The following is a 23,505-nucleotide window of genomic DNA, read 5'->3' on the forward strand; positions in this document are numbered from 1 at the left end:
AGCCCCTGGCACGCCGGACCCTGACGGCGCGCCGCACACGAACCGAGGACGGCACGTGGCGATCTCATCGAGGACGACCCGGAGCTCCGCGGCACCCGTCGTCGAGATGACCGGCATCCGCGTCTCCTTCGCCTCCGGACCCGCTCTGAAGGACGGGAACCTGCGGCTGGTGCCGGGCGAGATCCACGGGCTGATGGGCGAGAACGGCGCGGGCAAGTCCACGCTGATCAAGACGCTCACCGGCATCCACCAGCCCGACGCGGGCGAGATCCTCGTCGACGGCGTCGCCCGGCGCTTCAGCGGCCCGGCGGAGGCGAAGGCAGCGGGCATCACGGCCGTGTTCCAGGACGAGCGCCTCACCGACAACCTCAGCATCGGCGAGAACGTGATGCTCGGCCACGAGGTCCGCGGCCGCTTCGGCATCTCCTGGTCGCGCACCCACCACCGCGCGGCCGAGATGCTCGCCGAGCTGGGCCTGGAGGACCTCGACCCGCACCTGCCGCTGCGCTCGCTCTCGCCGGCGATCCGCCAGCTGGTCGCGATCAGCCGCGCGATGGTCGACCGTCCGCGCGTGCTCGTGCTCGACGAGCCCACCTCCAGCCTCGACCTCAGCGACGTGGCCCGCCTCTTCACGGTGCTGCGGAGGCTGCGCGACCAGGGCGTCGCGATCCTGTTCGTCTCGCACTTCCTCGAGCAGGTCCTCACCCTCAGCGACCGGCTGACGGTGCTCCGCGACGGCGGCACCGTCGGCGAGTACCCGGCGCACACCATGGACCGCGCCGAGCTGATCGCGAAGATGATCGGCAAGGACATCGATGCGCTGCGGCAGATCGGCTCCGACCGCCGCGAGCACCGCCGCCAGCCGGTCGGCCCGGCGATCTACCGCGCGCACGGGATCGGCCGCCGCGGCGCCGTGGGCCCGACCGATCTGGAGCTGCACCGCGGCGAGATCGTGGGCTTCGCGGGCCTGCGCGGCTCGGGGCGCACCGAGCTGGCGTCGCTGGTGAGCGGGGTCGAGAAGCCGGACACCGGCGAGGTGCTGATCGACGGCCAGCCCGCGCACATCTCCGACCCGGTGTCGGGCCTGCGCCACCGCATCGCCCACTCGAGCGAGAACCGCCGCGAGGACGGGATCATCGGCGACCTCTCCCTCCGCGAGAACCTCGTGCTGGGCCTGCAGGCTCTGCGCGGCTGGGCGCACCCGCTCTCGGCCGCCGAGACCGACACCCTGGTGCGCACCTACGTCGAGGCGCTGAACATCTCGCCGGCCGACCCGGACATCCCGGTGAAGTACCTCTCCGGAGGCAACCAGCAGAAGGTGGTCCTCGCGCGGTGGCTCGCGACCCGTCCGCGGCTGCTCGTGCTCGACGAGCCGGCGCGCGGGATCGACGTGGCGTCGAAGGTCGAGATCCAGGCGCACATCGCGCAGCTCGCGAAGGAGGGGGTGACCGTCGTCTACATCTCGTCCGAGCTGGAGGAGGTGGTGCGCCTCAGCGACCGCATCGTCGTCTTCAAGGACCGCGAGAAGATCGGCGAGGTCAGCAACGGCCCCTGGCTCACCGTCGACACGATCGTCGAGATGATCGCCGCCGACCGCGACGACGACCTCGACGACGACGACTGACCTCCCCCGCCGGCCGAGCGGCCGCACCGTCCACCGGGTCTCGATGAGCCGTCCGGGCTGCTCGACCGCCAGGACCTCGGCGCGCCGGCGGGTCCCGCTCGGGCGCCGGGCCTGCGAGGATCCGGGGGTGGACGATCAGCGACCGGACGAGCTCGCGGAGCTGCAGCGGCGCGCCTACGGCCGAGGCTCCGACATCGAGCGGGACCCCGGCGCGCTCGCCCGGCTCTCCGCGCTCGAGGCCCGCGTCCGTCCCGCCCTCGGCACCGCACTGCCGGACGCGGTGGTTCCCGCGGTCTCCGGGGCCGCGGCGCCGGAGGACGCGGCACCTCCCGCGGACGCCTCCGCCGACGAGGCGTCCGACCCCCTCGGCCACGTCCCGCCCCGCCGCTCCCGTCGGCGCGGCCTCCTCCTCCCCGCCGCGCTGGCCGCGACGGCCGCCGTCGCCGCGGGGGCCACCCTCCTCGCCACCGCCGAGGACGGACAGCCCGGCCGCGAGGTCGCCGTGTTGCCGCTGTCGAACGGCACCGACCTCCCCGGCTGGGAGGGACTGGGGTTCGACGGATCGGTCACCACCGAGGACTTCGGCGGGCTCACCGTCGTGCGGCAGAGCCTGCCCGCCGACACGGGGCTCACCGTCGTCCGGCAGCGCCGCTCCTCGAGCGCCGGCTCGTGCCTCTCCATCGTGCGGACCGCCGAGCCGCAGGACGGCCTGTTCTTCCAGGGCTGCACGGCCGGAGCGTTCCCCGCGGTCGCGCAGTTCACCGTGACGTCGGCGGCGCCGGAGGCCCTGCGCGAGCGGTTCCCGATCGGCACGTCCCTGCGGTTCGCCCTCGAGGGCGACGAGATCCGCGTCCGATCCGACGCACCCTGACCACTCAGATCCCCGTCCGTCCGTGCGGATCGCCCACCTTCTTCGACTCGCTCGACCCGCGCTCGCGCAGGAACACGGCGAGCGCCGCCATGCTGCCCACCGCGAGGAACTCCGACTGCCAGTTCTGGAGCGTCCGGTTCCAGAAGTCGGCGGAGGAGACGTAGCCGAGCCAGTCGACGGGCGCCTCCAGGCTCGTCAGCTGCTCCTCGTTGTAGGCCACGACGCCCGTCACCGACTGCGCCGCCCAGGACAGCAGGAACACCGCCCCCATCACCAGCAGCAGCGAGTGCGAGAACAGCGCCTGCCGCAGGCCGCCGGCGGACGCCGAGGGCGGCGAGTCGTCCTCCGCGGACGCCCCCGCCTTCTGCTGCTCGTCGGTCTCGAGGCCCTCCTCGCCCAACCGCTTCGACTCGGGCGAGCCGCGCTGCACGAGCCAGACGGTCGCGCCGATGTAGAGGAAGAACTGGAGGTACTCCGACTGCCAGTTCTCGGCGACGTCGATCGCGAAGTCGGAGGAGGTGACGAAGCGCCAGTAGCCGACCTCCCGCAGCCCCTCCGCGACCTGGGTGTCGTTGTACGCGGCGAGCCCGGCGAACTACTGCCCGAGGAGAGCGAGCAGGAAGATCGCGAGGAAGAACAGCGAGAGTCCGTTCTCGCGCAGGAAGCGGCGCATCCGGCTCACCTCCCGAGGATCCCGACGGCGAAGAACCCGATCAGGCCGAGCACGATCACGGCGTAGTACAGGGCGGAAGCGGTGCGCACGTCAGCTCCCGTCCAGGACGCAGTCGAAGGGCGCGTCCGCCACCGGCGTGCACCCCGCCGCGCGCACCAGCCAGCCGTCGTCGCCCGGGGTGAGGAACACCGCGGTGCCGCCGGAGCGCACGATCGCCGCCCGGCCGTAGACCTCGGCGTCCCCTGCTCCGTCTTCCGCGATCCCGAGCTCCAGCACGCCGCCGGGGCAGTCGCCCTCCCGGTCCTCCACGGCCTCGCGGGCGGAGCCGGTGAGCAGCGCGCACGCCGCGCGGCCGTCGCCGTCGGCGAGCGCGGAGAGGAAGGCGTCGGCCGCGCGGCGGGCCGCCGTGCCGTCCGCGGAGCATCCGCAGAGCGCGAGCACGAGGGCCGCCGTCGCGGCCGTCGCGGGGACGGAGCGCGATCGAGGGAGCATCATGGCCAGGGAAGCTACTCCCGGGCCCGACCACCGGGCAGAGGGTTGCCATCGGGCCCTGCGGGCCCCGCGACCGGATCGTTACCGAAGCGCACCGCCGTGCTGTTGCGTCACAAGAATTGTTCACGGTAACATTTCGACGTGGCGCTGCTTCGGCCGGCGCCCACTGCACATCCTGCACTCACCGCACCTCGGGCCGCTAGGCCCGCATTCGAGGCCCTTCGGGGTCCACCATCTCGGGCACTCTCTTCGTGCCCGCGATCTCAAGGAGGAGATCTATGTCCAAGACGAGGCGTATCGGCCAGTTCCTGGGTTTCGCAGCAGTCGGCGCACTCGCGTTCGGACTCGCGGGCTGCTCGGGCGGTTCCGGCACCGATTCGGGCTCCGGCTCGAGCGGTGACCTCACCACCGTCGGCTTCGTGGCCGTCGGCCCCGAGGGCGCGTGGCGCCAGGCGAACGAGACCAACATCGAGGACACGTTCACCAAGGACGCCGGCTTCGACCTGAAGTACGCACCCGCCACCAACGGAGACCAGAAGTCGCAGATCGACTCCTTCACCTCCTTCGTGGACGAGGGCGTCGACATCATCCTGCTCTCCGCCACGGAGGGCTCCGGCTGGGAGGACTCGCTCGAGCGCGCCCAGGAGGCCGAGATCCCGGTCATCCTGATCGACCGCGGCATCGAGCCGGACAACACCGACCTCTACGTGACCCGCATCGCGCCGGACAACATCGCGGTCAGCACCTCGGTCGCCGACTGGGCCAAGACCACCTTCCCGAGCGGCGCGAAGTACTTCACGCTCGAGGGCCCCGCGGGCGTCTCGGTCGTCAACGAGCGCAACGAAGGCTGGGACGAGGTCATCGGCGCCGACTCGAAGTTCACCAAGATCGGCGCGCAGACCGCGAACTGGTCCACCGAAGAGGCCAAGAGCGTCTTCGAGACCGTCCTGAAGTCGAACAACAACGACGTCCAGCTGGTCTTCGCACAGAACGACGAGATGGGCCTCGGCGCTGTCCAGGCCGTCCAGGAGGCCGGCCTCACCCCCGGCACCGACGTCAAGATCGCCACGATCGACGGCACCAAGAACGCCCTGCAGGCGCTGGCCGACGGCGAGCTGAGCTTCGTCGCCGAGTACAACCCGCTGTTCGGCGAGACCGCCCTCGACGCGGTCGAGAAGACCCTGGCCGGCGAGAAGGTCGAGTCCTCGATCGTCGTCCCGAGCGAGACCTTCGACTCGCCCGAGGCCGCCACCACCGCGCTGCCCGACCGCAAGTTCTAGTCGCTCAGCACCACCGGTCGCCCGGCGTCCTCCTCGACGCGGCACCACTCCCCCGGAGCGACCGGGGCCGGCCCACCCGCCGGCCCCGGTCGCTCCGACCCTTCGGCGCACCTGTTCGGCTGCGCCCCGCTCGAGAACGGAACGACGCGACATGACAGGTTCGCCTCCGATCGTCGAGATGAAGAACATCTCGATCAGCTTCCCCGGCGTGAAAGCCCTCGACGGCGTCGACTTCCGCCTGTTCCCGGGCGAGGTCCACACCCTCATGGGTGAGAACGGCGCCGGCAAGTCCACGCTCATCAAGGCCCTCACCGGCGTCTACCGCATCGACAGCGGAGACATCGTGATCGACGGGGAGACCCGTCGCCTGACCGGCACCGCCGACTCGCAGGCCGCGGGCATCTCCACCGTGTACCAGGAGGTCAACCTGGTCACGAACCTCTCCATCGGAGAGAACGTGATGCTCGGCTACGAGGTCCGCGGACCCTTCGGCATCAACTGGAAGGCCACGCACCAGGCCGCGAAGGTCGCGCTCGAGAAGCTCGGCCTCGGCCACCTCAACACGCGCCAGTCGCTCGCCTCGCTCTCGATCGCGATGCAGCAGCTGGTCGCGATCAGCCGCTCGACGGTGAGCGACTCCAAGGTGCTCATCCTCGACGAGCCGACCTCGAGCCTGGACGCGAACGAGGTCGAGAACCTCTTCGTGGTCATCCGCCGCCTCCGCGCGGAGGGCGTCGCGATCCTCTTCGTCTCGCACTTCCTCGACCAGGTCTACGCGATCAGCGACCGCCTGACGGTGCTGCGCAACGGCACCTTCGTCGGCGAGTACCTGACCCACGAGCTCGACCGCACCTCGCTGATCTCGAAGATGATCGGCAAGGACATCGCGGCGCTGCGCTCCCTTGACTCCGAGCGCGAGAGCCAAGACCACCTCTACCGCGACGCCCCGCTCTACACCGCGAAGGGCATCGGCAAGAAGGGCTCCATCGAGAGCACCGACCTGACGCTGCACCGCGGCGAGGTCGTCGGCTTCGCCGGGCTCCTCGGCTCCGGCCGCACCGAGCTCGCGCGCCTGATCTACGGCGTCGACAAGCCCGACACCGGCGAGATCACGATGCACGGCAAGAAGATCGACGTCCCGACGCCGACCGCCGGTCTCGCCCACAAGATCGCGTTCTCGAGCGAGAACCGCCGCGACGAGGGCATCATCCGCGACCTCTCGGTCCGCGAGAACCTCATCCTCGGCGTGCAGGCCAAGCGTGGCTGGGCCCGCCCCCTCTCCAAGAAGGAGAAGGACGAGATCGTCGGCAAGTACCTCGTCGAGCTCAACGTGCGCCCGGCCGACCCCGACCGCCCGATCAGCAAGCTCTCCGGCGGCAACCAGCAGAAGGTCCTCCTCGGCCGCTGGCTCGCCACCGCCCCCGAGATCCTCATCCTCGACGAGCCGACCCGCGGCATCGACGTCGGAGCGAAGGCCGAGATCCAGGAGAAGGTCGTCGCCCTCGCCGGCGAGGGCGTCGCCGTGGTCTTCATCTCGTCCGAGCTCGACGAGGTCGTCCGCCTCAGCGACCGCATCATCGTCCTGAAGGACCACCGCGTGATCGCGGAGATCCTCAACGGTCCCGCTGTCACTGCGGAGTCGATCGTCACTACCATCGCCGCAGAGGGAGTCGTCGACGAGGACGTCGTCGTCCTCGAGAGCGCCACGCAGGAGGCCGCATCATGAGCAGCGACACCCGACCCGCCCGGGGATCCGTCCTCGGCGGGATCATCCGCCGCCAGTACTTCTGGGGAGTCGTGGCGATCGCCCTGCTCCTCCTCGTCAACGTCGTCAAGGACCCGGGCTACCTGGCCGTCTCGGTCAGCCCCACTACCGGCTACCTCGTCGGCAACGTCATCGACATCGCCCGCGCCGCCGCTCCGATCCTGATGATCGCCGTCGGCATGTGCCTGGTCGTCGCGACCGGGGGCATCGACCTCTCGGTCGGCTCGATCATGGTCGTCGCCGGCGCCGTCTCGATGGAGTTCCTCAACTCCGCGGGAGCGCCCGACTCGCTCGGCGCCGCAGCGGGAGCCTTCGCGGTCGCCCTCCTGGTGGCCGCCGTGCTCGGAGCCGTGAACGGCGTCCTCGTCTCGGTGGTGGGCCTCCAGCCATTCATCAGCACGCTGGTCGTGATGCTCGCGGGCCGCGGCCTGGCGAAGGTCATCACCGGCGGCCAGAACACCGCCGCCACCAACGAGCCCTTCCGCTGGCTCGCGAACGGGTACGTCTTCGGGCTCCCGGTCGTGTTCCTCCTCGCCATCGCCATCGTCGTGGTCGTCGGAGTCCTGGTGCGCCGCAGCGCCCTCGGCCTGATGATCGAGGCCATCGGCATGGACCCGAAGGCGGCCCGCCTCGCGGGCATCAACCGCCGGGGCCTGCTGATGACCGCCTACATCGGCAGCGGCATCCTCGCCGGAGTCGCGGGCGTGTTCGCCACGGCGAGCGTGATGACGGTCGACGTCTCGCGCACCGGCTACCAGCTCGAGCTCGACGCGATCCTCGCGGTCGTCATCGGCGGCACCTCGCTCGCCGGCGGCAAGTTCAACATCACCGGTGCCGCCGTGGGCGCGATCCTGATCGCCACCCTCGACAAGACCGTCGTGTTCCTCGGAGTCTCGTCCTCCGCGACGCCCGCCTTCAAGGCGATCGTCATCGTCGCGCTCTGCCTCCTGCAGTCCGAGCGCGTCCGCTCCGCCTTCAAGTCCCGTCGCGAGGCGCGCCGCAGCGTCCCGCAGAAAGAGGCGATCCCCGCATGAGTGCCGTGATGACCCGCTCCGCCCCTCCGGCGAGCACCAAGCGCACCTCCGGGGCGCGCGGCTGGCTGAGCCAGCACCTGGACAAGCTGCCCACCCTGGCCGCGCTGATCATCTTCTTCGGGATGATCGTCTACGGCGAGGCCGCCTACGGCCGGATCCTGCAGGCGAGCACGATCTCGAACCTGCTGGTCAACAACGCGCACCTGATCATCCTCGCCGTGGGCCTCACCTTCGTGATCCTCACCGGCGGCATCGACCTCTCGGTCGGCGCGGTGATCGCGTTCAGCAGCGTGAGCGGCGTGCTCCTGATCAACGCCGGCTGGAACCCCTGGCTCGTGATGGTCCTGATGGTCGTGATCGGCGCCCTGTTCGGCGTGATCTCCGGCGTCCTGATCCAGTACTTCAACGTGCAGCCGTTCATCGCGACGCTCGCGATGATGTTCCTGGCCCGCGGTCTCGCCTCCATGCTGAGCACCGTCCCGGAGCGCCTCCCCGAGGACTCGGCCGTGCTGAGCCTGGCCACGCCGATCAAGCTGATCGACGGCCCGAAGGTCAACGACTTCGTCATCAGCCCCGGCGTGATCATCGCGATCCTCGTCGTGGCCGGCGCGTTCTTCGTGCTGCACCGCACCCGCCTGGGCCGCACGGTCTACGCGATGGGCGGCTCCGAGCAGTCGGCGGCCCTGATGGGCCTCCCGGTGGTGCGGACCAAGCTGTTCATCTACATCATCAGCGGCACGCTCGCCGGTCTCGCCGGTGTGGTCTACACCGCCCGCCTCGGCAGCGCGCAGAACATCACCGGCACCGGCTGGGAGCTCGACGCCATCGCGGCGACCGTCATCGGCGGCACGCTGCTCACCGGCGGCGTCGGCTTCGTGCTCGGCTCGGTGGTCGGCGCCCTGGTGCTCGGCCTGATGAACGTCCTGATCACCCGTGACGGCGGCATCCCGCCGGAGGCGACCACGATCATCACCGGAGGCATCCTCCTGGTCTTCGTCCTCCTCCAGCGCGCCGTCATGGCCCGCAGCAAGACCTGACCGGGCTCCCGCTCGATCTCCCCCGGCGCCCCCTCGTCCCTCCGCGGACGAGGGGGCGCCGTCGTGTCCGGGGCGCTCCGCCGGCCTCAGGAGGCGGAGCGGTAGGCGTCAGCGCGGCCTGCTCGCGGGTGGCGTAACCGCATTCCTCGGCGAGGCGGGCGAAGTCGGCAGGGCCCCGCCGCCGCAGGCCGATCCGGCGCCGGAGGGTGCCCGCCCGGCGCGTCTCGATCTCCTCCGCCGGCGTGCGGCCGAGGAACGCGAAAGCCTCCGCGAGCATGCGGGGGCAGACGAGCAGCTCCCGGGCGAGCACCGCGGCGGAGAACGCCGGGTCGCGGTGGCGCGCCTCGATCACCGGGATCGCCTCCGCGTAGACCTGGTCCGCGCTCCGGGTCCGGACCCGCGGAGCGCAGTGCTCGACGATCCCCTCCAGCAGCAGTTCGCTCGCCCGCCTCACGCCGGCGGCCCCGAGCACGGCCGGATCCCCCTCGATCAGGCTGTTGGCGAGGGCACGGGCAGGCGTCCAGACCGACTCGCGCACCGACACGACCTCGTTGATCCGCTCGCGGACCCACCGGTGCTCGAGCACGGCGGCGTCGAAGCTCCAGGTGTACGAGACGGTCGGCCGCCGGTAGTCGATGCGCGCCGGGACCCTGGCGTCGAGGAGCAGGACGCTGTTCGGCGTCGCCTCGAGCACGCCCTCGTCGAGGACGACCTCTCCCCCGCCCTCGACGATCAGGGAGATGTGAACGCCCGCCGGCCTGTCCGCCCTGTCGACCGACGGCGAGGGGGCGACCCTGATCCCGTTCGGCCCCCACACCCGCGTCAGCGCGAGTCCCGGTCCATCCGCTGCGTCCATCCGCAGACCGGGAGCGCCGGTCCCGCGCTCGTACCAGGCGCGAGCGAACGCCTGCATCCGCTCCTCTGCGGCCCCCATCTCCCGCCTCCTCCGCGTCGAACGAACAGAATCCCTCATCTGTCGATCACCGCCGGACGTTCGCACGGATCTCCCAGGCCTCCGCGCCTCGCGCTCGGAATCCGGCCGCACGCCGTCGCCGGACCGGGAGGACGGCCACGGGGACCGTCCCGGTCAGCGGCGCTGGGAGAGCCGCCACAGCGCGCGGCGAGCGCTCCCCTCGGAGGCGAAGCCCGCCTCCTCGGACGCGCGCGCGAAGTCGGCGGTCGCCAGGGACCGCCCGCCGATCAGGAGCAGGAGGGTGCCCGCCCGGCGCCGCTCGAGCTCGTCGTCGGCCGTCCGCCTGAGGAAGGAGAACGCGCGGGCCAGCGTCAGCTCCGACACCAGGAGCTCGCGGGCGAGCCGGGCGGCGGTGAAGGCGGGATCGCGGTGGCGCTCCTCGATCAGGGCCATGGCCTCCCCGTAGACCTCCTCGGCGCGGGGACGCCTGCGCGGTGCGGAGCCCTCGACCAGCTCCTTCAGGAAGGCCTCGCCCGCCCGGGCGACGGCGGGCTGCTCCGCCAGAGCGGGGTCGCCGTCGAGGAGACCGTTCATCAGCGCCCGCGCCGGGGCCAGGAAGGAGCCGGCGACCGGCAGGACCTCGCCGAGGCGCTCAGCGATCCAGCGCTGCTCCAGCGCCCGCTCGCCGAGCACCCAGGCGTAGATCACGGTCGAGCGGGGGAAGCGCGCCCCGGTCCGCGGCTCCGCGTCGATGACCACCAGATCACCACTGCCGCACTCGAGCATCCGTCCGCCCTGTCGGATGCGTCCTCCGCCCTCGACGACCAGCAGCAGATGCGCGCCCGGCGGGCAGCGCGACTGCGGCTTCTGCTCGAGAACGCAGCCACCGGGGATCCACAGTCTGGCGATCTCGAAGCCGAGCGAGCCCGTCGCCTCGACCCGCAGTCCAGAACGGGCCTCCACGCCGTTCCAGTGCTCGGCCATCCGCCGGTACATCTCGGCCGATCTCGACCTCATCGGGCGCCCCCTCCTCGCGGGCACGCTGACGCCTCACCACGGGAGTGATTCGCAGCCCGCGCGTGCTCCGTTTGTCACGGGACCGGTCACAGCGGACGGCGACGCTCCCGCTCACCGCGCCGGCGGCGCCCCGGCGGCAGCGTGCGACCGACGGGATCACCGGGTCAGGAGGGCGATCGCGACTCGGAGCGGCGCCGGAGCTCACCACTCCCTCCTCACGGCAGCGCCACTTCCTCCTCACCTGCCCCCGAGCGCTTGGGCCGACCGCCCGCCCGCGGGAAGACTCCCCAGCGGTACGGCGCCCGTCGTACCCGCCGAAGCGGCCGAGCGGACGACGACCGTCCTCCGAGCAGGCCGCCGGCGAGAAGACAGACCGAGGAGCTTCACTGTGACTTCCGACAACTCTCCCGCTGAGCAGGGTCCGCTGAGGCGACGCACCGTCGTCGCCGGCGCCACCTGGTCCCTGCCCGTGATCGCCGCAGCGACGGCCACCCCGGCCGCCGCCGCCTCTGCCACGCAGACCCTCGTGTTCAGCTCCATCCCGACCATGATCGCGTGCATGCCCAACACGGCGCCGATCACGCTGACCCTCACCGGCGGCAACGTCGCGAACGTCCCTGTGCGGGTGAACACCCCGCCCGGCTTCCGCTTCGGAGGGAGCGGGACCGACACCTTCGTGACCGACGCGAACGGAGTCGCCACCATCCCCGCCGGCAGCGTCATCGCCGGCCCCTCGACAGGCTCGGCCCTCGCCTTCGGCGGCTCGGCGAAGACGAACGCCCCGTTCCCGGTCCGCCAGACCGGCGACCTGCAGTACAGCACGGGCCTCGCCACTGTTCCCGAGAACTCCGGATTCATCCACACCTCCTCGCAGGGTGTGAACGGCAACGTCTCCGTCAAGGCGAACGGCGACATCTGGCAGTACCGGCGGTCGGACGGCTGGCAGAAGCTCGGCACGGGCGCCTCCACGGAGCCCAGCACGTCCGGGCTCACGCAGCAGCCGGACGGAACCTACAACGCGCACTGGATCAAGGACGGAGTCCTCCAGTACGGCAAGGCGCTTGCGACCGTTCCGAGCAACTCCGGATTCGTCCGCACCTACGGTCAGGGCGCGGACGGGAACGTCTCCATCAAGTCGAACGGCGACGTCTGGCGGTACAACCGCCAGGCCGACGAGTGGACCCTTCTGGGCACCGGCGCCAGCACCGAGCCGAGCGCGGCCGGCATCTCCGCGAACCCGGCCGGGACCCTGAACGTCCACTGGATCAAGAACGGAGTCCTGCAGTACGGCACCGCAGCGGCCACGGTGCCGACCAACTCCGGATTCGTCCGCGTCTACGGCCTCGGCACCCGCGGCACGATCGCCGTGAAGTCGAACGGCGACATCTGGCGGTACACCCCGCAGGGCAACGTCTGGGACCTCGTCGGCACCGGAGCCAGCACCGAGCCGAGCGCCGCCGGACTGACCCAGCGGCCGGGCGGGACGTTCGAGATCCACTGGATCAAGGACGGGGTCCTGCAGTACGGCACCCGGCTCGCGACCGTTCCGGAGAACTCCGGGTTCGTCCGCACCTACGGTCAGGGAGCGGATGGGAACGTCTCCGTGAAGGCGAACGGCGACATCTGGTACTACAGCACGGCGCAGAACACGTGGACCAAGATCGGCTCCGGTGCCAGCACCGGCCCCGATGCGGCCGGGATCACCGCCCGGGGAGACGGCGCGCTGAACCCCCACTGGATCAAGGCGAGAACCGACTGCCGCTGATCCGCGCCCGGCGGCCCTCTCCGCCCGCGTCCTGCCGGACCGCGGGCGAGGAGGGCCGCCTCCGCCCTCCCGCCGAGGACGGGCGCCTCGTCCGAGGAGGAACGCGCCACCCCGTCTCGGCGCCCCTCCCCCGGCCTAACGTGGTCACCGCCCGCGCACCCCGTCCCCGCTGCGAAGGAGCCCGGTGACCGCTTCCGAGCAGCCGGCCGCCCCGCGCGGTCTCGTCGAGACGCTGCAGCTGAGCGGTCCCCGCGTGGAGGCGTGGCTGAGGAGCCTCGGCTGGGCGAGCGACGGAGCTCCGCCCCTGCACCTCGCCGGGGACGTGCTCGCCGTCGACGGCTTCCGGCTGAGCCGCCTCTGGCACACACCCGGCACGCTCCGGACCGACCCGCCCCTCCCCGCCCCCGACCGGGCCGAGGTCGACCTCATCGTCCCGGTCGCCGGCGAGATCGTCGTCGACGGCCCTCTCGAGGCCGCTCGTCTGCGGCCCGGCGGGCTCGCCCTCCTCCGACGCGACGACTCCGCTCGGTTCCGGGCGGAGGAGGACTCCGCCTGGCTGGCGCTGAGGACGTCCTGGGGCAGGCTCGGCCTCACGAGCGCACAGTCCGACGGGCCGTCCTGCACCCTGCTCGCCGCCGACAGCTACAGCGGCGCCTTCGTCTCCCTCGTCAACGCGACCCTCAACGCGGACCTCGCGGCGGGCGATCCCGGCTTCAGCGAGCTGCGCCGGGCGCTCGAGGCGACCGCGTCGGCCCTGATCAAGCAGAGCCTGCCGCCCGCCCGTCCGGAGGACGGACTCGAGGGCGTCCTCCTCCGCGCGATCGCCGTCATCGATGCGGAGGCGGGTGACGCGGACTTCACCGCCGGCGTTCTCGCGATGCGGCTCCGCGTCTCGCGGGCGACGCTGGACCGCGCCTTCCACCGCCGGGGCACGACCGTGGCCGCGACCCTCCGCGAGCGGCGCGTGCACCTCGCCGCGTCGCTGCTCGCCGCGAGCCCGTCGCTCTCGCCCTCGGCTCGCGCGGCCGTGGCCGAGCGGGCCGGCTTCCGGACGCTGAGGGCGATGGACCGCGCGCTGAGCCGTTCGCGCGACGTCGACCGCGGCTGATCCGACCGGACATCGGCGTACGCGTCGCTCCAGGATGCACCCGGGATTCGTCGAACCGGTTCGCCTCTTCTCTGGAGTGTCGGGAAATGATCCGGTTAGGCTCTTCACGTTGTCGTCAACATAGTGTTACCGTGAACATTGCCGCGTACGAAGCCGGCACACTCCCTCCCCTCAGCAATGGTGCCGACCCTGGAGCAAAGCGCGATGAAGCCTTTCCTGCGACCACTCGTCCTCGTGACGGCCGTGGCCCTCACCGTCCCCCTTCTGACGGCCCAGTCGGCGAGCGCAGCTCCCTCCGACAGCCTCGTCCTGCGCTACGCGCTCGACGAGACGAGCGGCACGACCGTCGCCGACAGCTCGGGCAAGGGCCGCACCGGCACGCTCGTCAACGGAGCCGCTCCTCGCGGAGCCGCGGGCGTCGCCCTCGACGGGACCGACGATTACGTCAAGCTGCCCGACAACCTGCTCGCGGGCCTGAACTCGATCACGGTCAGCACCGAGGTCCTGGTGAACGCGAACCAGGGCACGCCCTACTTCATCTGGGGCCTCGGCAACACGACGAACGGCGCCGGGAACGGCTACCTCTACACGACGGGCAACGGCTACAAGGCCTCGATCGCCACCGGCAACTGGACCACCGAGCAGACCGTCAACTCCAACGCGAACCTCGCGCGCAGCGTCTGGAAGACCCTCACCTACACGCTCGACGACGCGAGCGACACCGCACGCCTCTACCTCGACGGCACCCAGGTCGCGCAGCAGACAGGAGTGACCATCACTCCCGCCGCGATCGGCAACGGCACCACCACCGCGAACGCTATCGGCCGCTCCGTCTACACGGCGGACAAGACCCTCGCCGGCTCGGTCCGCGACTTCCGCGTCTACAGCACGGCGCTCAGCGCGGCCGACGTCGCGACCCTCCAGGCCCCGGACAGCACGCGCGTCTCCCGCGACTCCGCCGCCCTGGACCTCGGGAGCCTCTCCTCGGTCTCCGCGAACCTCACCCTCCCGACGACCGGCCCCAACGGCTCCGCCATCGCCTGGGCCTCGAGCAACTCCGCGGTCGTCTCGACCAGCGGAGTCGTCACGCCGCCCGCGACCGGGGTCGCCTCGGTCGAGCTGACCGCCACGACCACCCGCGGCTCGGCCACGGCCACCCGCACCTTCACCGCCACCGTGCCCGCCAAGGACGTGAACGCCGACGCCCAGAAGGCGCTCGACGCCCTCTCGATCGTCAACTCCGGCGACGTCCGCGGCAACGTGACGCTGCCCGCGAAGGCCGGCTCCTACGACGTCGCCTGGTCCTCCTCGAACACGGCCGTGCTCAGCACGACCGGCGTCGTGAAGCGCCGGTCCGCCGCCACGCCCGTCACACTCACCGCGACGATCGCCGGCACGACCGCGACCCGGCAGCTGCCCGTCACGGTGACCGCGGCTCCCGCGGACCTCGACACCGAGTACGACGCGGGCTACCTCTGGACCCACTTCGCCTCGACCGACTACGAGAAGATCTACTTCGGCTCCAGCACCGACGGTCTGCACTGGTCGAAGCTCAACAACGACAAGGCCGTGCTCGCCAACCTCGGCGGCACCCTCGGCGTCCGCGATCCGCACCTCGTGCGCTCCCCCACCGGCGACGAGTACTGGATCATCGGCACCGACCTGCACGCCGAGGGCACCGCTCCCGGCGGCACCTGGGACCAGACCAACGCGAGCAAGAACCTCGTCGTCTGGCGCTCGACGGACCTCGTGAACTGGAGCGATCAGAGCATCGTCTTCGCCGGCTTCCCCGACGCGGGCAACGTCTGGGCTCCTGAGGCGATCTGGGACGACGCGACCGGCCAGTACTACGTCTACTGGGCCGCCCGCGACAAGACGCTGACCGGCGGGGCCTCCGCCCAGCGCGTCTACGTCTCGACCACGCGCGACTTCGTCGGCTTCTCCACCCCGAAGGTCTGGCTGGACGAGAACCCCGCCGCCGGCGGCGGGAGCCGCGGCAGCATCATCGACACGACCATCGCGAAGGAGGGGGACACGTACTACCGCTTCTCCACCGCCGACTGGCGCACGGTCGTCGACAAGGCCCCGAGTCTCGCCGGCCCCTGGACCCGCGTGATCGGCTTCGGCGAGGAGAAGTCCCGCGGCCTCTCCGACCACCTCGAGGGCCTCACCGTCTACCAGCTGCCCGACGGCCGCTGGGTCGTCATGGGCGACTCGTTCGGCTACTCCGCCTACGTCACCGACACCCTCGCGGACATGCGGTTCACGGCGCTTCCTGTCGGCACCACCGGCGCGAACACGTACTCGTTCTCGAAGCCCTTCCGCCACGGCTCGGTGCTCCGCCTCTCGAGCGCTGAAGAGGCGCGCCTGACGGCCGCCTACGGCACCAGCAGCACCGGCCCCGCCGCGAAGCCGGTCAACGCGGCCGGCGAGATCCTCCGCTACACCTTCGACGGCGGCTCGGGCACCACGGTGCGCGACAGCTCGGGCAACAACCAGAACGGCACGCTGCCCTCGGGTGGCACCTGGAAGGACGGCGCCCTGCAGCTCGACGGCACCGACGACTACGTCAAGCTGCCGAACGACCTGCTCGCCGGAGTGACGGACCTCACCATCCAGTCCGACGTCTGGATCGACCCCGCGCAGGGCGGCGCCTACTTCCTCTACGGCCTGGGCAACACCACGAACGGCGCCGGCGACGGCTACCTCTTCACCTCGGGCAACAACTACCGCACCAGCATCGCGACCGGGAACTACACCACCGAGCAGACCGTCGCCGGCGGCTCGGCCCTCCCCCGCGGCACCTGGGCGCACCTGACGTACACGCTCTCCGGCACCACCGGCACGATCTACCTCGACGGAGTGAAGGTCGCCAGCGGCACCGTCACGACCGACCCGAAGGACATCGGCGGCGGCTCCACCTCGGCGAACTACATCGGGCGCTCGAACTACGACGCCGACAACCGCTTCCGCGGCCAGATCCGCGAGTTCTCGGTCTACAACCGGGCCCTCAGCGCCTCCGAGGTGCTCGCCGCCTCCGGCAACACGTCGGCCCTGGTCGACCTGTCGCTCAGCGGCGACGTCCTGAAGACGGCCCCGATCGTCGACTCGGCGAGCAGGACGGTCACCTTCCCGGTGAAGCCGGGGACCGACCTGACGAAGCTCACCCCGACCTTCTCCACCGCGGCCGGCGTCACGGCGAGCCCCGCCTCCGGCACCGTCCGCGACCTCTCCACCCCGCAGACGGTCGTGCTCACGCCCGCCGCCGGCGGCACCGCGACCACCTGGACCCTGAAGGCCGTCGTCATGAAGTCCCCGGTCCTCGCAGGCCTGAACGCCGACCCGAACATCGCGGTCTTCGGCGACACCTACTACCTGTACGCGACCTCGGACGGCTTCGCCGGCTGGGGCGGCAAGACCTTCTACGCCTGGTCCTCGAAGAACCTCATCGACTGGACCCGCTCGGAGCAGCCCTTCCTGACGCTCGACGGCGCGAACGGCAACGTGCCGTGGGCGACCGGCAACGCCTGGGCGCCGACGATCATCGAGAAGAACGGGAAGTACTACTTCTACTTCTCCGGCGAGAACTCCTCGCTGAACCGCAAGACGATCGGAGTCGCCGTCTCGGACAGCCCGATGGGCCCGTTCACGGCGCAGCCGACCGCGATGATCACCAACGGCGAGTCCGTGCGGTCCGGCCAGGCGATCGACCCCGCCGCGTTCACCGACCCGAAGACCGGCAAGAGCTACCTCTTCTGGGGCAACGGCGACCCGCTCTACGGGGAGCTGTCCGACGACATGCTCTCGATCAAGACCGGCACGATCAAGAAGATCAGCGGTCTGACCGACTTCCGCGAGGGTGCGTTCCTGAACTACCGCGACGGTCTGTACCACCTCACCTACTCGATCGACGACACCGGCTCGGAGAACTACAAGGTCGGCTACGCCACCTCGACGAGCGTCGACGGACCGTGGACCTACCGCGGCGTGGTCCTCGAGAAGGACACCTCGCAGGGCATCCTCGCCACGGGCCACAACTCGATCGTCAACGTGCCCGGCACGGACGACTGGTACATCGCCTACCACCGCTTCGCCATCCCCGGCGGAGACGGCCAGCACCGCGAGACGACGATCGACCGGGTGACCTTCGACAAGACGACCGGGCTCATGCAGAAGGTCGTCCCGACCCTCACCAGCGTCGCCGCGCAGACGATCGTCGACACCGCGCCGCTCGCAGCCTCGATCACGGGGAAGGCGACGGTGGGCAGCACGCTGACCGCCTCCGCCTCCTCCCCGTGGACGGCGACCGGCTTCCAGTGGAAGCGCGGTGGGACCGCGATCAGCGGGGCGACGGCGTCGAGCTACACGCTCACCGCCGCCGACCGCGGAGCGACGATCTCGGTGGCCGTGACCGCCGCGAAGCCGCAGTGGACGCCGGCGACGGCCTCCGCCTCCGTCGGTCCCGTGACCGACTCGGCACCCGCGATCGCCGTGACCACGACCTCCACGACGCGCTGCGCCGCCGGGAAGATCGTCGTCACCGCGACCGCCACGAACCCGAACGCCTTCGCCGCGAAGATCGTGATCGGCACGACGTGGGGCTCCAAGAGCTTCGCCGACGTCGCTCCCGGCGCCACCGTCTCGGCCGCCTTCACCACCCGGGCGACGAGCGTGACCGACGGATCCGCGACCGCCACGGCGACCGCGTTCATCAGCGGGAAGCCGGCCACGGCCTCCGCGACCGCCCCCTACTCCGCGGCCAGCTGCAGCTGATCCGCGGGCACGACCCACACCCATTGAGATCGAGCCGGCGACGACGCCGGCCGGAGAACGGAGAACACCCGACATGAACACCCGATCCCTTCTGATCCGCGGAGCCGCTGGACTGGCCGGAGGCGTCCTCCTGCTCGGAGTCGCCGGAACGGCGTTCGCCGCCGAGGTCAACTACGGCAACGACGACGTCGACATCAACGTCGAGATCGCCGACCTCCCCGGGACCGGCGCCCTCTCGATGACCGTCGCCGCGGACTCGACGACGCTGACCGAGACCGGCTCGGACAACGTCCGCCGCCAGTTCACCGGCACCCTGCCCACCGTCACGGTCACCGACACCCGTGACGCCGCGGACGTCTCCCCCGACTCCGCGTGGTACGTCATCGGCACGGCGAGCGACTTCACGTCGGCCGACGGCTCGACCATCGGCGCCGAGAACCTCGGCTGGACCCCGGACCTGGTCGACGGTGGAGACCTCGGCGAGGTCGCCGCGGGCGATGAGGTCGGCACCGCCATCGACGGCGGCGCCAACGGCGTCGGCCTGAAGGGCAAGGAGCTGCTCGCGATCGTCGCCAGCAACTCCCAGCAGGTCAACCCCGAGGGCTCCTGGAGCGCCGACGCCGACCTCTTCCTCCGCACCCCCGTGAACGTGGACGCCGGCGCGTACTCGTCCACCATCACCCTGTCGCTCTTCGAGTGACCCGTCGCGGCCGGGGGACGCACTCCCTCGGCCGCGATCCCACCACGGCCGACGCGGCCGGGCCCGCCCGCCCGGCCGCGTCGTGCTTCCCCCGTGCGACCATGAGGTTCTGATGACTGCTCCGCGCCGCTCCGCCGCTCCCCGCCGCCCGCTCCTCCCCGCGCTGCTCGCGCTGATCGTCGCCCTCCTCGGCGCGGGAGTCGCTCCGGCGGCCGTCGCGGCCGACGGAGCGATCACCTGGGCGGTCAGCCCCTCCACCGACGGCGTCCCCGACAAGCGCGCGTGGGTCGAGCTCGAGCTCGCCCCCGGCGCGAGCGCCTCGGACGAGGCGGTCGTGCGGAACCTCAGCGACCAGCCCGTGACCTTCAGCATCACCAGCGCCGACGGCTACTTCACCGACACCGGCCGCTTCAACATGCTCAACTCGGACCAGGAGTCGGTCGACGCCGGGCTGTGGATCTCCGCCCCCGAGACCGTGACCGTCGATCCGGGCAGCAGCGGCGTGGTGCCGTTCACCGTGACGGTCCCCGACAACGCCACCCCCGGCGACCACGCCGCCGGCATCGCCGCCTCCGTGCTCTCGCAGGGCACCGAGGCGGGAGGCGCGAACGTCGGAGTGGAGAGCCGCATCGGCTTCCGCGTGATGACCCGCGTGACCGGCGAGGTGACCCCCTCCTTCTCCGTCGAGGACCTGGCCAGCGACTACCGCCTCTCCTGGAACCCGTTCCAGCCCGGCTCCCTCTCGCTCGTCGCCGACGTGGTGAACACCGGCAACGTGCGCCTGCTGCTCGACGGCACGGCGAGCGCCCAGGGCGCCACCGCCCCCGTCGTCGCGGCCGACGCGCCCCAGCAGGAGCTGCTGCCCGGCGACCGGCGCAGCGTCTCGGTGCAGCTCGACGGCATCTGGCCCCTCTTCGGGGTCGGCGCCGACCTGACCATCGCACCGACCGTCGCCGCCGCCGATCAGGAGCCGGTCGCCACCGCTCCCGTGACGGAGTCGATCACGGTCGCCGCCGTGCCGGTCCCGCAGCTGCTCGTGATCCTCGGGGTCGCCCTCATCCTCGCGGCGTTGCTCGCCGGGCGCTCGCGCTCGCGCCGCCGCATCGCCGCCCTGGTGCAGCAGGCCAAGGAGGAGGGCCTGCGCGAGGGCGCGCGCGTCTCCTCCTGAGCACCCCCTCCGCACGCTTCCTCCCCCCTCCCTGCCGTCGAGGGGACCCGCTACACCGGGTTCCCCCGACGGTCCAGGGTTCGCTCACCGCGCGGCCATGCGTCAGAGTGAGCGGATGACCACTACCTCCCTGGAGGCGCCGACTCGGCGTCTCGGCCTCATCGCGCTCATCGCGACCCTCGGCGGCCTCCTCTTCGGCTACGACACCGGCGTCATCAACGGCGCCCTGGAGCCGATGTCGGCCGAGCTGGGCCTCACCGCGCTGACCGAGGGGGTCGTCACCAGCTCGCTCCTCTTCGCCGCCGCGATCGGCGCGATCTCGGGCGGACGCCTCGCCGACGCCCTCGGGAGGCGGACCACGATCCGCCTGCTCGCCGTGCTCTTCCTCGTCGGCGCCCTGGTCTGCGTGGTGGCGCCGGGCTTCGGCGTGATGGTCCTCGGGCGGGCGGTCCTCGGACTGGCCGTCGGCGGCGCCTCGGTGGTCGTGCCGATCTACCTCTCCGAGATCTCCCCCTCCGAGATCCGCGGCTCGCTCGCCGGCCGCAACGAGCTGATGATCGTGATCGGCCAGCTCGCCGCCTTCGTGGCCAACGCCGTCATCGGCACCGTCTGGGGCGAGCTGCCCGGCGTCTGGCGGATCATGCTCGCCGTCGCCGCGCTCCCCGCCGCCGCGCTCCTGCTCGGCATGACCCGGGTCCCGGAGTCGCCGCGCTGGCTGATCGCGCACGGCCGACGCGACGAGGCGCTCGGCGTGCTCACGACCATCCGGACGCCCGACCGGGCCCATGCGGAGGCGGAGACCATCGCCCGCTCGATCGGCGCGAAGGACGGCCCGAGGATCCCCCTGCTGCAGGCGCTGCGCGAGCGCTGGGCGGTGCGCATCCTGCTGGTCGGCATCGGGATCGGAGTCGCCCAGCAGCTCACCGGCATCAATTCGATCATGTACTACGGCCAGTCGGTGCTGAAGGAGGCGGGCTTCGACCACGACGGCGCGCTCGTCGCCAACATCGCACCCGGGGCGATCGCCGTGATCGGCGGCCTGATCGGGCTGCGGCTCATGCAGACGATGAACCGCCGCACGACCCTCCTGCTCGGCTACTCCCTGACCACCGCGATGCACTTCCTGATCGGCATCGCCTCCGTCGCGCTCCCCGTGGGGAACCCGGCGCGGCCGTACGTGATCCTGGTGCTGGTCGTCGCGTTCGTGGGGAGCATGCAGACGTTCCTCAACATCGTCACCTGGGTGATGCTGTCCGAGATCTTCCCGCTGCGGATCCGCGGCGTCGGCGTCGGCATCGCGATCTTCTGCCACTGGATCACGAACGCGGTGCTCGGCCTGTTCTTCCCCACCCTCGTCTCCGGCGTCGGCATCACCGGAACGTTCTTCCTGTTCGGCGCCGTCGGCCTGCTCGCGCTCGTCTTCATCTGGAAGCGCGTGCCCGAGACCCGCGGCCGCGCCCTCGAGGAGGTCGAGGCGGGCGTCGTCTCCGGCGAGCTCCTGCGCCGCTGACGCCCGTCCCCGGGATCCGCCTACTGGTAGGTGACGAGGTCAGGGAGGGGGCGGACCTCGGCCATGGTCTCGGCGGGGGTGAGCATGGGCGCGTCCTCGTCGTAGAAGTTCTTCCAGCCCCAGCCGATGCCCTCGGGGGCGCCCTCGTGCAGCGCGTCCCAGGTCGCCTGCTTGTCGGGCTGCGAGCCCTGGCCGTCGACGTGGATGAGGAACTCCAGCTCGGGCCGGTCGCGGCGGATGCTGTCGCGGTCCTGCAGCATCGACAGCCGGAACTGGTGCAGCACGAACATCTTCGGCGGCAGCCCCTCGCTCTGCACCAGGTCGGCCAGCCACTCCGACACGCTGTCGACCTCGGCGGCCGAGACGCGCCCGATCTGCTGCAGCGGCTTCTGGCCGGGCAGCAGGCGCCACTCCGGGTCGAGCGCGAGGCCGACGTTGGGCAGCGACAGGAGGTCCGCGTACTGCTTCGCCTGGGTGAGGAAGTCGGTCAGCCCCGACTGCAGGTCGAGCACCACGTACATCCCCGCCGCCTGCGCCGCGTCGATGTAGGGGCGGATGTCGGCGGCGTCGAGCTCGTTGGAGTAGTCGCCGTCCTTGCCGGGGTCGCCCGCCGCGACCGTGGTGATGATCTCGAGGCTCGGCACGACCTGCTTGTCGGTGAGCGCCCGGTACGGCTCGGCCACCGCCTCCGCCCGCGCGATCGTGGGCTCGAGGCCCTGCTCCCCCAGCACGCCGAGGACGGGAGCGCCCGGAGTGCCGTAGATCGCGACGAAGAGGTGCCCGCCGAACATCCGCTGGCCGCCGCCCGGCAGCTGCCAGCCGCTCGCGGCCGCGCGCACGGCCCACTCAGGCTCGGGCTGGGCGGCGAGCACGGGGCCGAGCAGCAGCGTGCAGGAGGCGTCGGCCTCGGCGATCGCGGTCACGGCTAGGCCCGAGGCGAGCAGGTCGTCGCCGTCGACCACGGTGACGGGCACGCCGGCCGCGCGGGCGGTCGCCAGTGCGGCGACGTCGGCGTCCTGCGCGCGGGCGAGGGCGTGCAGGCCGGTCAGGGCGTCGGCTCGGGCCGGGAGGGCGCCGAAGGGGGCGTCGGAGGCGGTGGACGGCGCGGCGGCGGCGAGGTCGGCGAGCGCCAGGTCGGTCACGGTCACGCCGGACGCGCTGCTGAGGGCGGCCGCGTCGGAGGCGGAGGCGACGACGTCGACGCCCTCGGGCGCGGTGACGTCGCCGATCGCGAGCACGCGGGTCACGCCGAGGCGGGCGAACTCGGCGGCCAGGGCGTCGGAGGTCGGAGCGGTGGAGGACGGAGCGACGGACGGGGTGGCGGATCCGGTCACGGAGTCGGACGGGATCGCCGAATCGGACGGCGTCTCGGAAGCCGTGGATCCCGCGGCCGCGGCGTCCGCGGTCGGGGCGGCCGTCGCTCCGGATCCCGCCGAGCCGACCAGCAGCGGCACGCCCCAGGCGATGCTCACCTGGGCGGCGCGCAGGCGGGACTCGGCGACGTCCTCGACCAGGACGACCAGCGGAGCCGAGGCGAACAGGGCCGCACTCGCGGCGAGCGCGTCCGGGGCGAGCGCCACCGGCCCGCTCGGAGCCGCGGTGCGGGTGCGGGGCGCCTCCTGCTGGGCGTCGTCCGGAGCGGAGGAGTCGGGCGTGCAGGCGCTGAGCAGCGGGAGCACCGCGAGACCGCCGATCACGACGCTGCGGCGCGAGAGCCCGGAGCGGGAGGGGACGGAACGGGGTGTCGAGGGCATGGCAGGCCTCTCCTCTCGGAG

At 71.7% G+C, this 23,505-nt stretch carries 16 protein-coding genes and 1 pseudogene; 12 read left to right on the forward strand and 5 right to left on the reverse strand.

What is annotated here, in order from left to right; genetic code table 11:
* Positions 1 to 106 precede the first annotated feature (106 nt).
* Together C5C53_RS10420 and C5C53_RS10425 are read left to right on the forward strand one after the other, a co-directional pair.
* On the forward strand, positions 107 to 1,624 hold the full coding sequence (locus C5C53_RS10420; RefSeq protein ID WP_104227030.1) for a sugar ABC transporter ATP-binding protein: 1,518 nt from the start codon (positions 107 to 109) through the stop codon (positions 1,622 to 1,624).
* Positions 1,625 to 1,751: 127 nt separating this feature from the next.
* A complete protein-coding gene (locus C5C53_RS10425) occupies positions 1,752 to 2,495 on the forward strand; it encodes a hypothetical protein (protein WP_104267484.1) in 744 nt (247 codons plus the stop codon).
* Positions 2,496 to 2,499: 4 nt separating this feature from the next.
* On the opposite strand, the pseudogene C5C53_RS10430 reads toward C5C53_RS10425, so the two are convergent.
* Both C5C53_RS10430 and C5C53_RS10435 read right to left on the reverse strand, forming a co-directional pair.
* Positions 2,500 to 3,078, reverse strand: a pseudogene (locus C5C53_RS10430) (DUF6766 family protein); the annotation flags it as partial.
* A 180-nt stretch (positions 3,079 to 3,258) separates the two neighbouring features.
* On the reverse strand, positions 3,259 to 3,663 hold the full coding sequence (locus C5C53_RS10435; protein ID WP_104267485.1) for a hypothetical protein: 405 nt from the start codon (positions 3,661 to 3,663) through the stop codon (positions 3,259 to 3,261).
* 275 nt (positions 3,664 to 3,938) lie between these two features.
* Here C5C53_RS10435 and C5C53_RS10440 point away from each other — a divergent pair, with 275 nt between their 5' ends.
* From C5C53_RS10440 to C5C53_RS10455, 4 genes are all read left to right on the forward strand, one after another.
* A complete protein-coding gene (locus C5C53_RS10440) occupies positions 3,939 to 4,940 on the forward strand; it encodes an ABC transporter substrate-binding protein (RefSeq protein WP_104257728.1) in 1,002 nt (333 codons plus the stop codon).
* Positions 4,941 to 5,091: 151 nt separating this feature from the next.
* Positions 5,092 to 6,666 (forward strand): sugar ABC transporter ATP-binding protein, encoded by a 1,575-nt coding sequence (locus tag C5C53_RS10445; protein WP_104222393.1) that lies wholly within the window; start codon positions 5,092 to 5,094, stop codon positions 6,664 to 6,666.
* Entirely contained in the window at positions 6,663 to 7,739 is a 1,077-nt protein-coding gene (locus C5C53_RS10450; RefSeq protein WP_104238658.1) for an ABC transporter permease, read from the forward strand. The genes C5C53_RS10445 and C5C53_RS10450 overlap by 4 nt, the downstream gene beginning before the upstream one ends.
* Positions 7,736 to 8,776 (forward strand): sugar ABC transporter permease, encoded by a 1,041-nt coding sequence (locus C5C53_RS10455; protein ID WP_104222391.1) that lies wholly within the window; start codon positions 7,736 to 7,738, stop codon positions 8,774 to 8,776. Before C5C53_RS10450 ends, C5C53_RS10455 begins: the two co-directional genes overlap by 4 nt.
* Here C5C53_RS10455 and C5C53_RS10460 read toward each other — a convergent pair.
* Together C5C53_RS10460 and C5C53_RS10465 are read right to left on the reverse strand one after the other, a co-directional pair.
* On the reverse strand, positions 8,754 to 9,710 hold the full coding sequence (locus C5C53_RS10460) for a hypothetical protein (RefSeq protein ID WP_104267486.1): 957 nt from the start codon (positions 9,708 to 9,710) through the stop codon (positions 8,754 to 8,756). The genes C5C53_RS10455 and C5C53_RS10460 overlap by 23 nt on opposite strands.
* Before the next feature lie 153 nt (positions 9,711 to 9,863).
* The gene (locus C5C53_RS10465; protein WP_104267487.1) at positions 9,864 to 10,706 is read right to left on the reverse strand and encodes a hypothetical protein; all 843 of its coding nucleotides are present in this window, start codon (positions 10,704 to 10,706) and stop codon (positions 9,864 to 9,866) included.
* 388 nt (positions 10,707 to 11,094) lie between these two features.
* Between C5C53_RS10465 and C5C53_RS10470 the strand changes: the two genes are divergently transcribed.
* From C5C53_RS10470 to C5C53_RS10495, 6 genes are all read left to right on the forward strand, one after another.
* Positions 11,095 to 12,471 carry a hypothetical protein gene (locus C5C53_RS10470; protein ID WP_104267488.1) on the forward strand — a complete coding sequence of 459 codons (1,377 nt, stop codon included), beginning with the start codon at positions 11,095 to 11,097 and terminating at the stop codon, positions 12,469 to 12,471.
* Between the two features lie 184 nt (positions 12,472 to 12,655).
* A complete protein-coding gene (locus C5C53_RS10475; protein ID WP_104222387.1) occupies positions 12,656 to 13,579 on the forward strand; it encodes a helix-turn-helix domain-containing protein in 924 nt (307 codons plus the stop codon).
* Between the two features lie 204 nt (positions 13,580 to 13,783).
* On the forward strand, positions 13,784 to 18,352 hold the full coding sequence (locus tag C5C53_RS10480; RefSeq protein ID WP_181127751.1) for a family 43 glycosylhydrolase: 4,569 nt from the start codon (positions 13,784 to 13,786) through the stop codon (positions 18,350 to 18,352).
* Between the two features lie 73 nt (positions 18,353 to 18,425).
* Positions 18,426 to 19,052, forward strand: coding sequence for a hypothetical protein (locus C5C53_RS10485; protein ID WP_104227017.1), 627 nt, complete (start codon positions 18,426 to 18,428; stop codon positions 19,050 to 19,052).
* A gap of 112 nt (positions 19,053 to 19,164) precedes the next feature.
* Positions 19,165 to 20,220, forward strand: coding sequence for a WxL protein peptidoglycan domain-containing protein (locus C5C53_RS10490; RefSeq protein WP_104222384.1), 1,056 nt, complete (start codon positions 19,165 to 19,167; stop codon positions 20,218 to 20,220).
* A gap of 115 nt (positions 20,221 to 20,335) precedes the next feature.
* Positions 20,336 to 21,730 (forward strand): sugar porter family MFS transporter, encoded by a 1,395-nt coding sequence (locus tag C5C53_RS10495; protein ID WP_244229508.1) that lies wholly within the window; start codon positions 20,336 to 20,338, stop codon positions 21,728 to 21,730.
* 20 nt (positions 21,731 to 21,750) lie between these two features.
* Here the strand turns inward: C5C53_RS10495 and C5C53_RS10500 are convergent, their stop codons facing one another.
* Positions 21,751 to 23,484, reverse strand: a complete 1,734-nt coding sequence (locus C5C53_RS10500; protein WP_104267490.1) for a hypothetical protein — start codon at positions 23,482 to 23,484, stop codon at positions 21,751 to 21,753.
* Positions 23,485 to 23,505: the final 21 nt, after the last annotated feature.

Source organism: Rathayibacter sp. AY1E3 (genome assembly GCF_002932235.1).
Lineage (GTDB): Bacteria > Actinomycetota > Actinomycetes > Actinomycetales > Microbacteriaceae > Rathayibacter.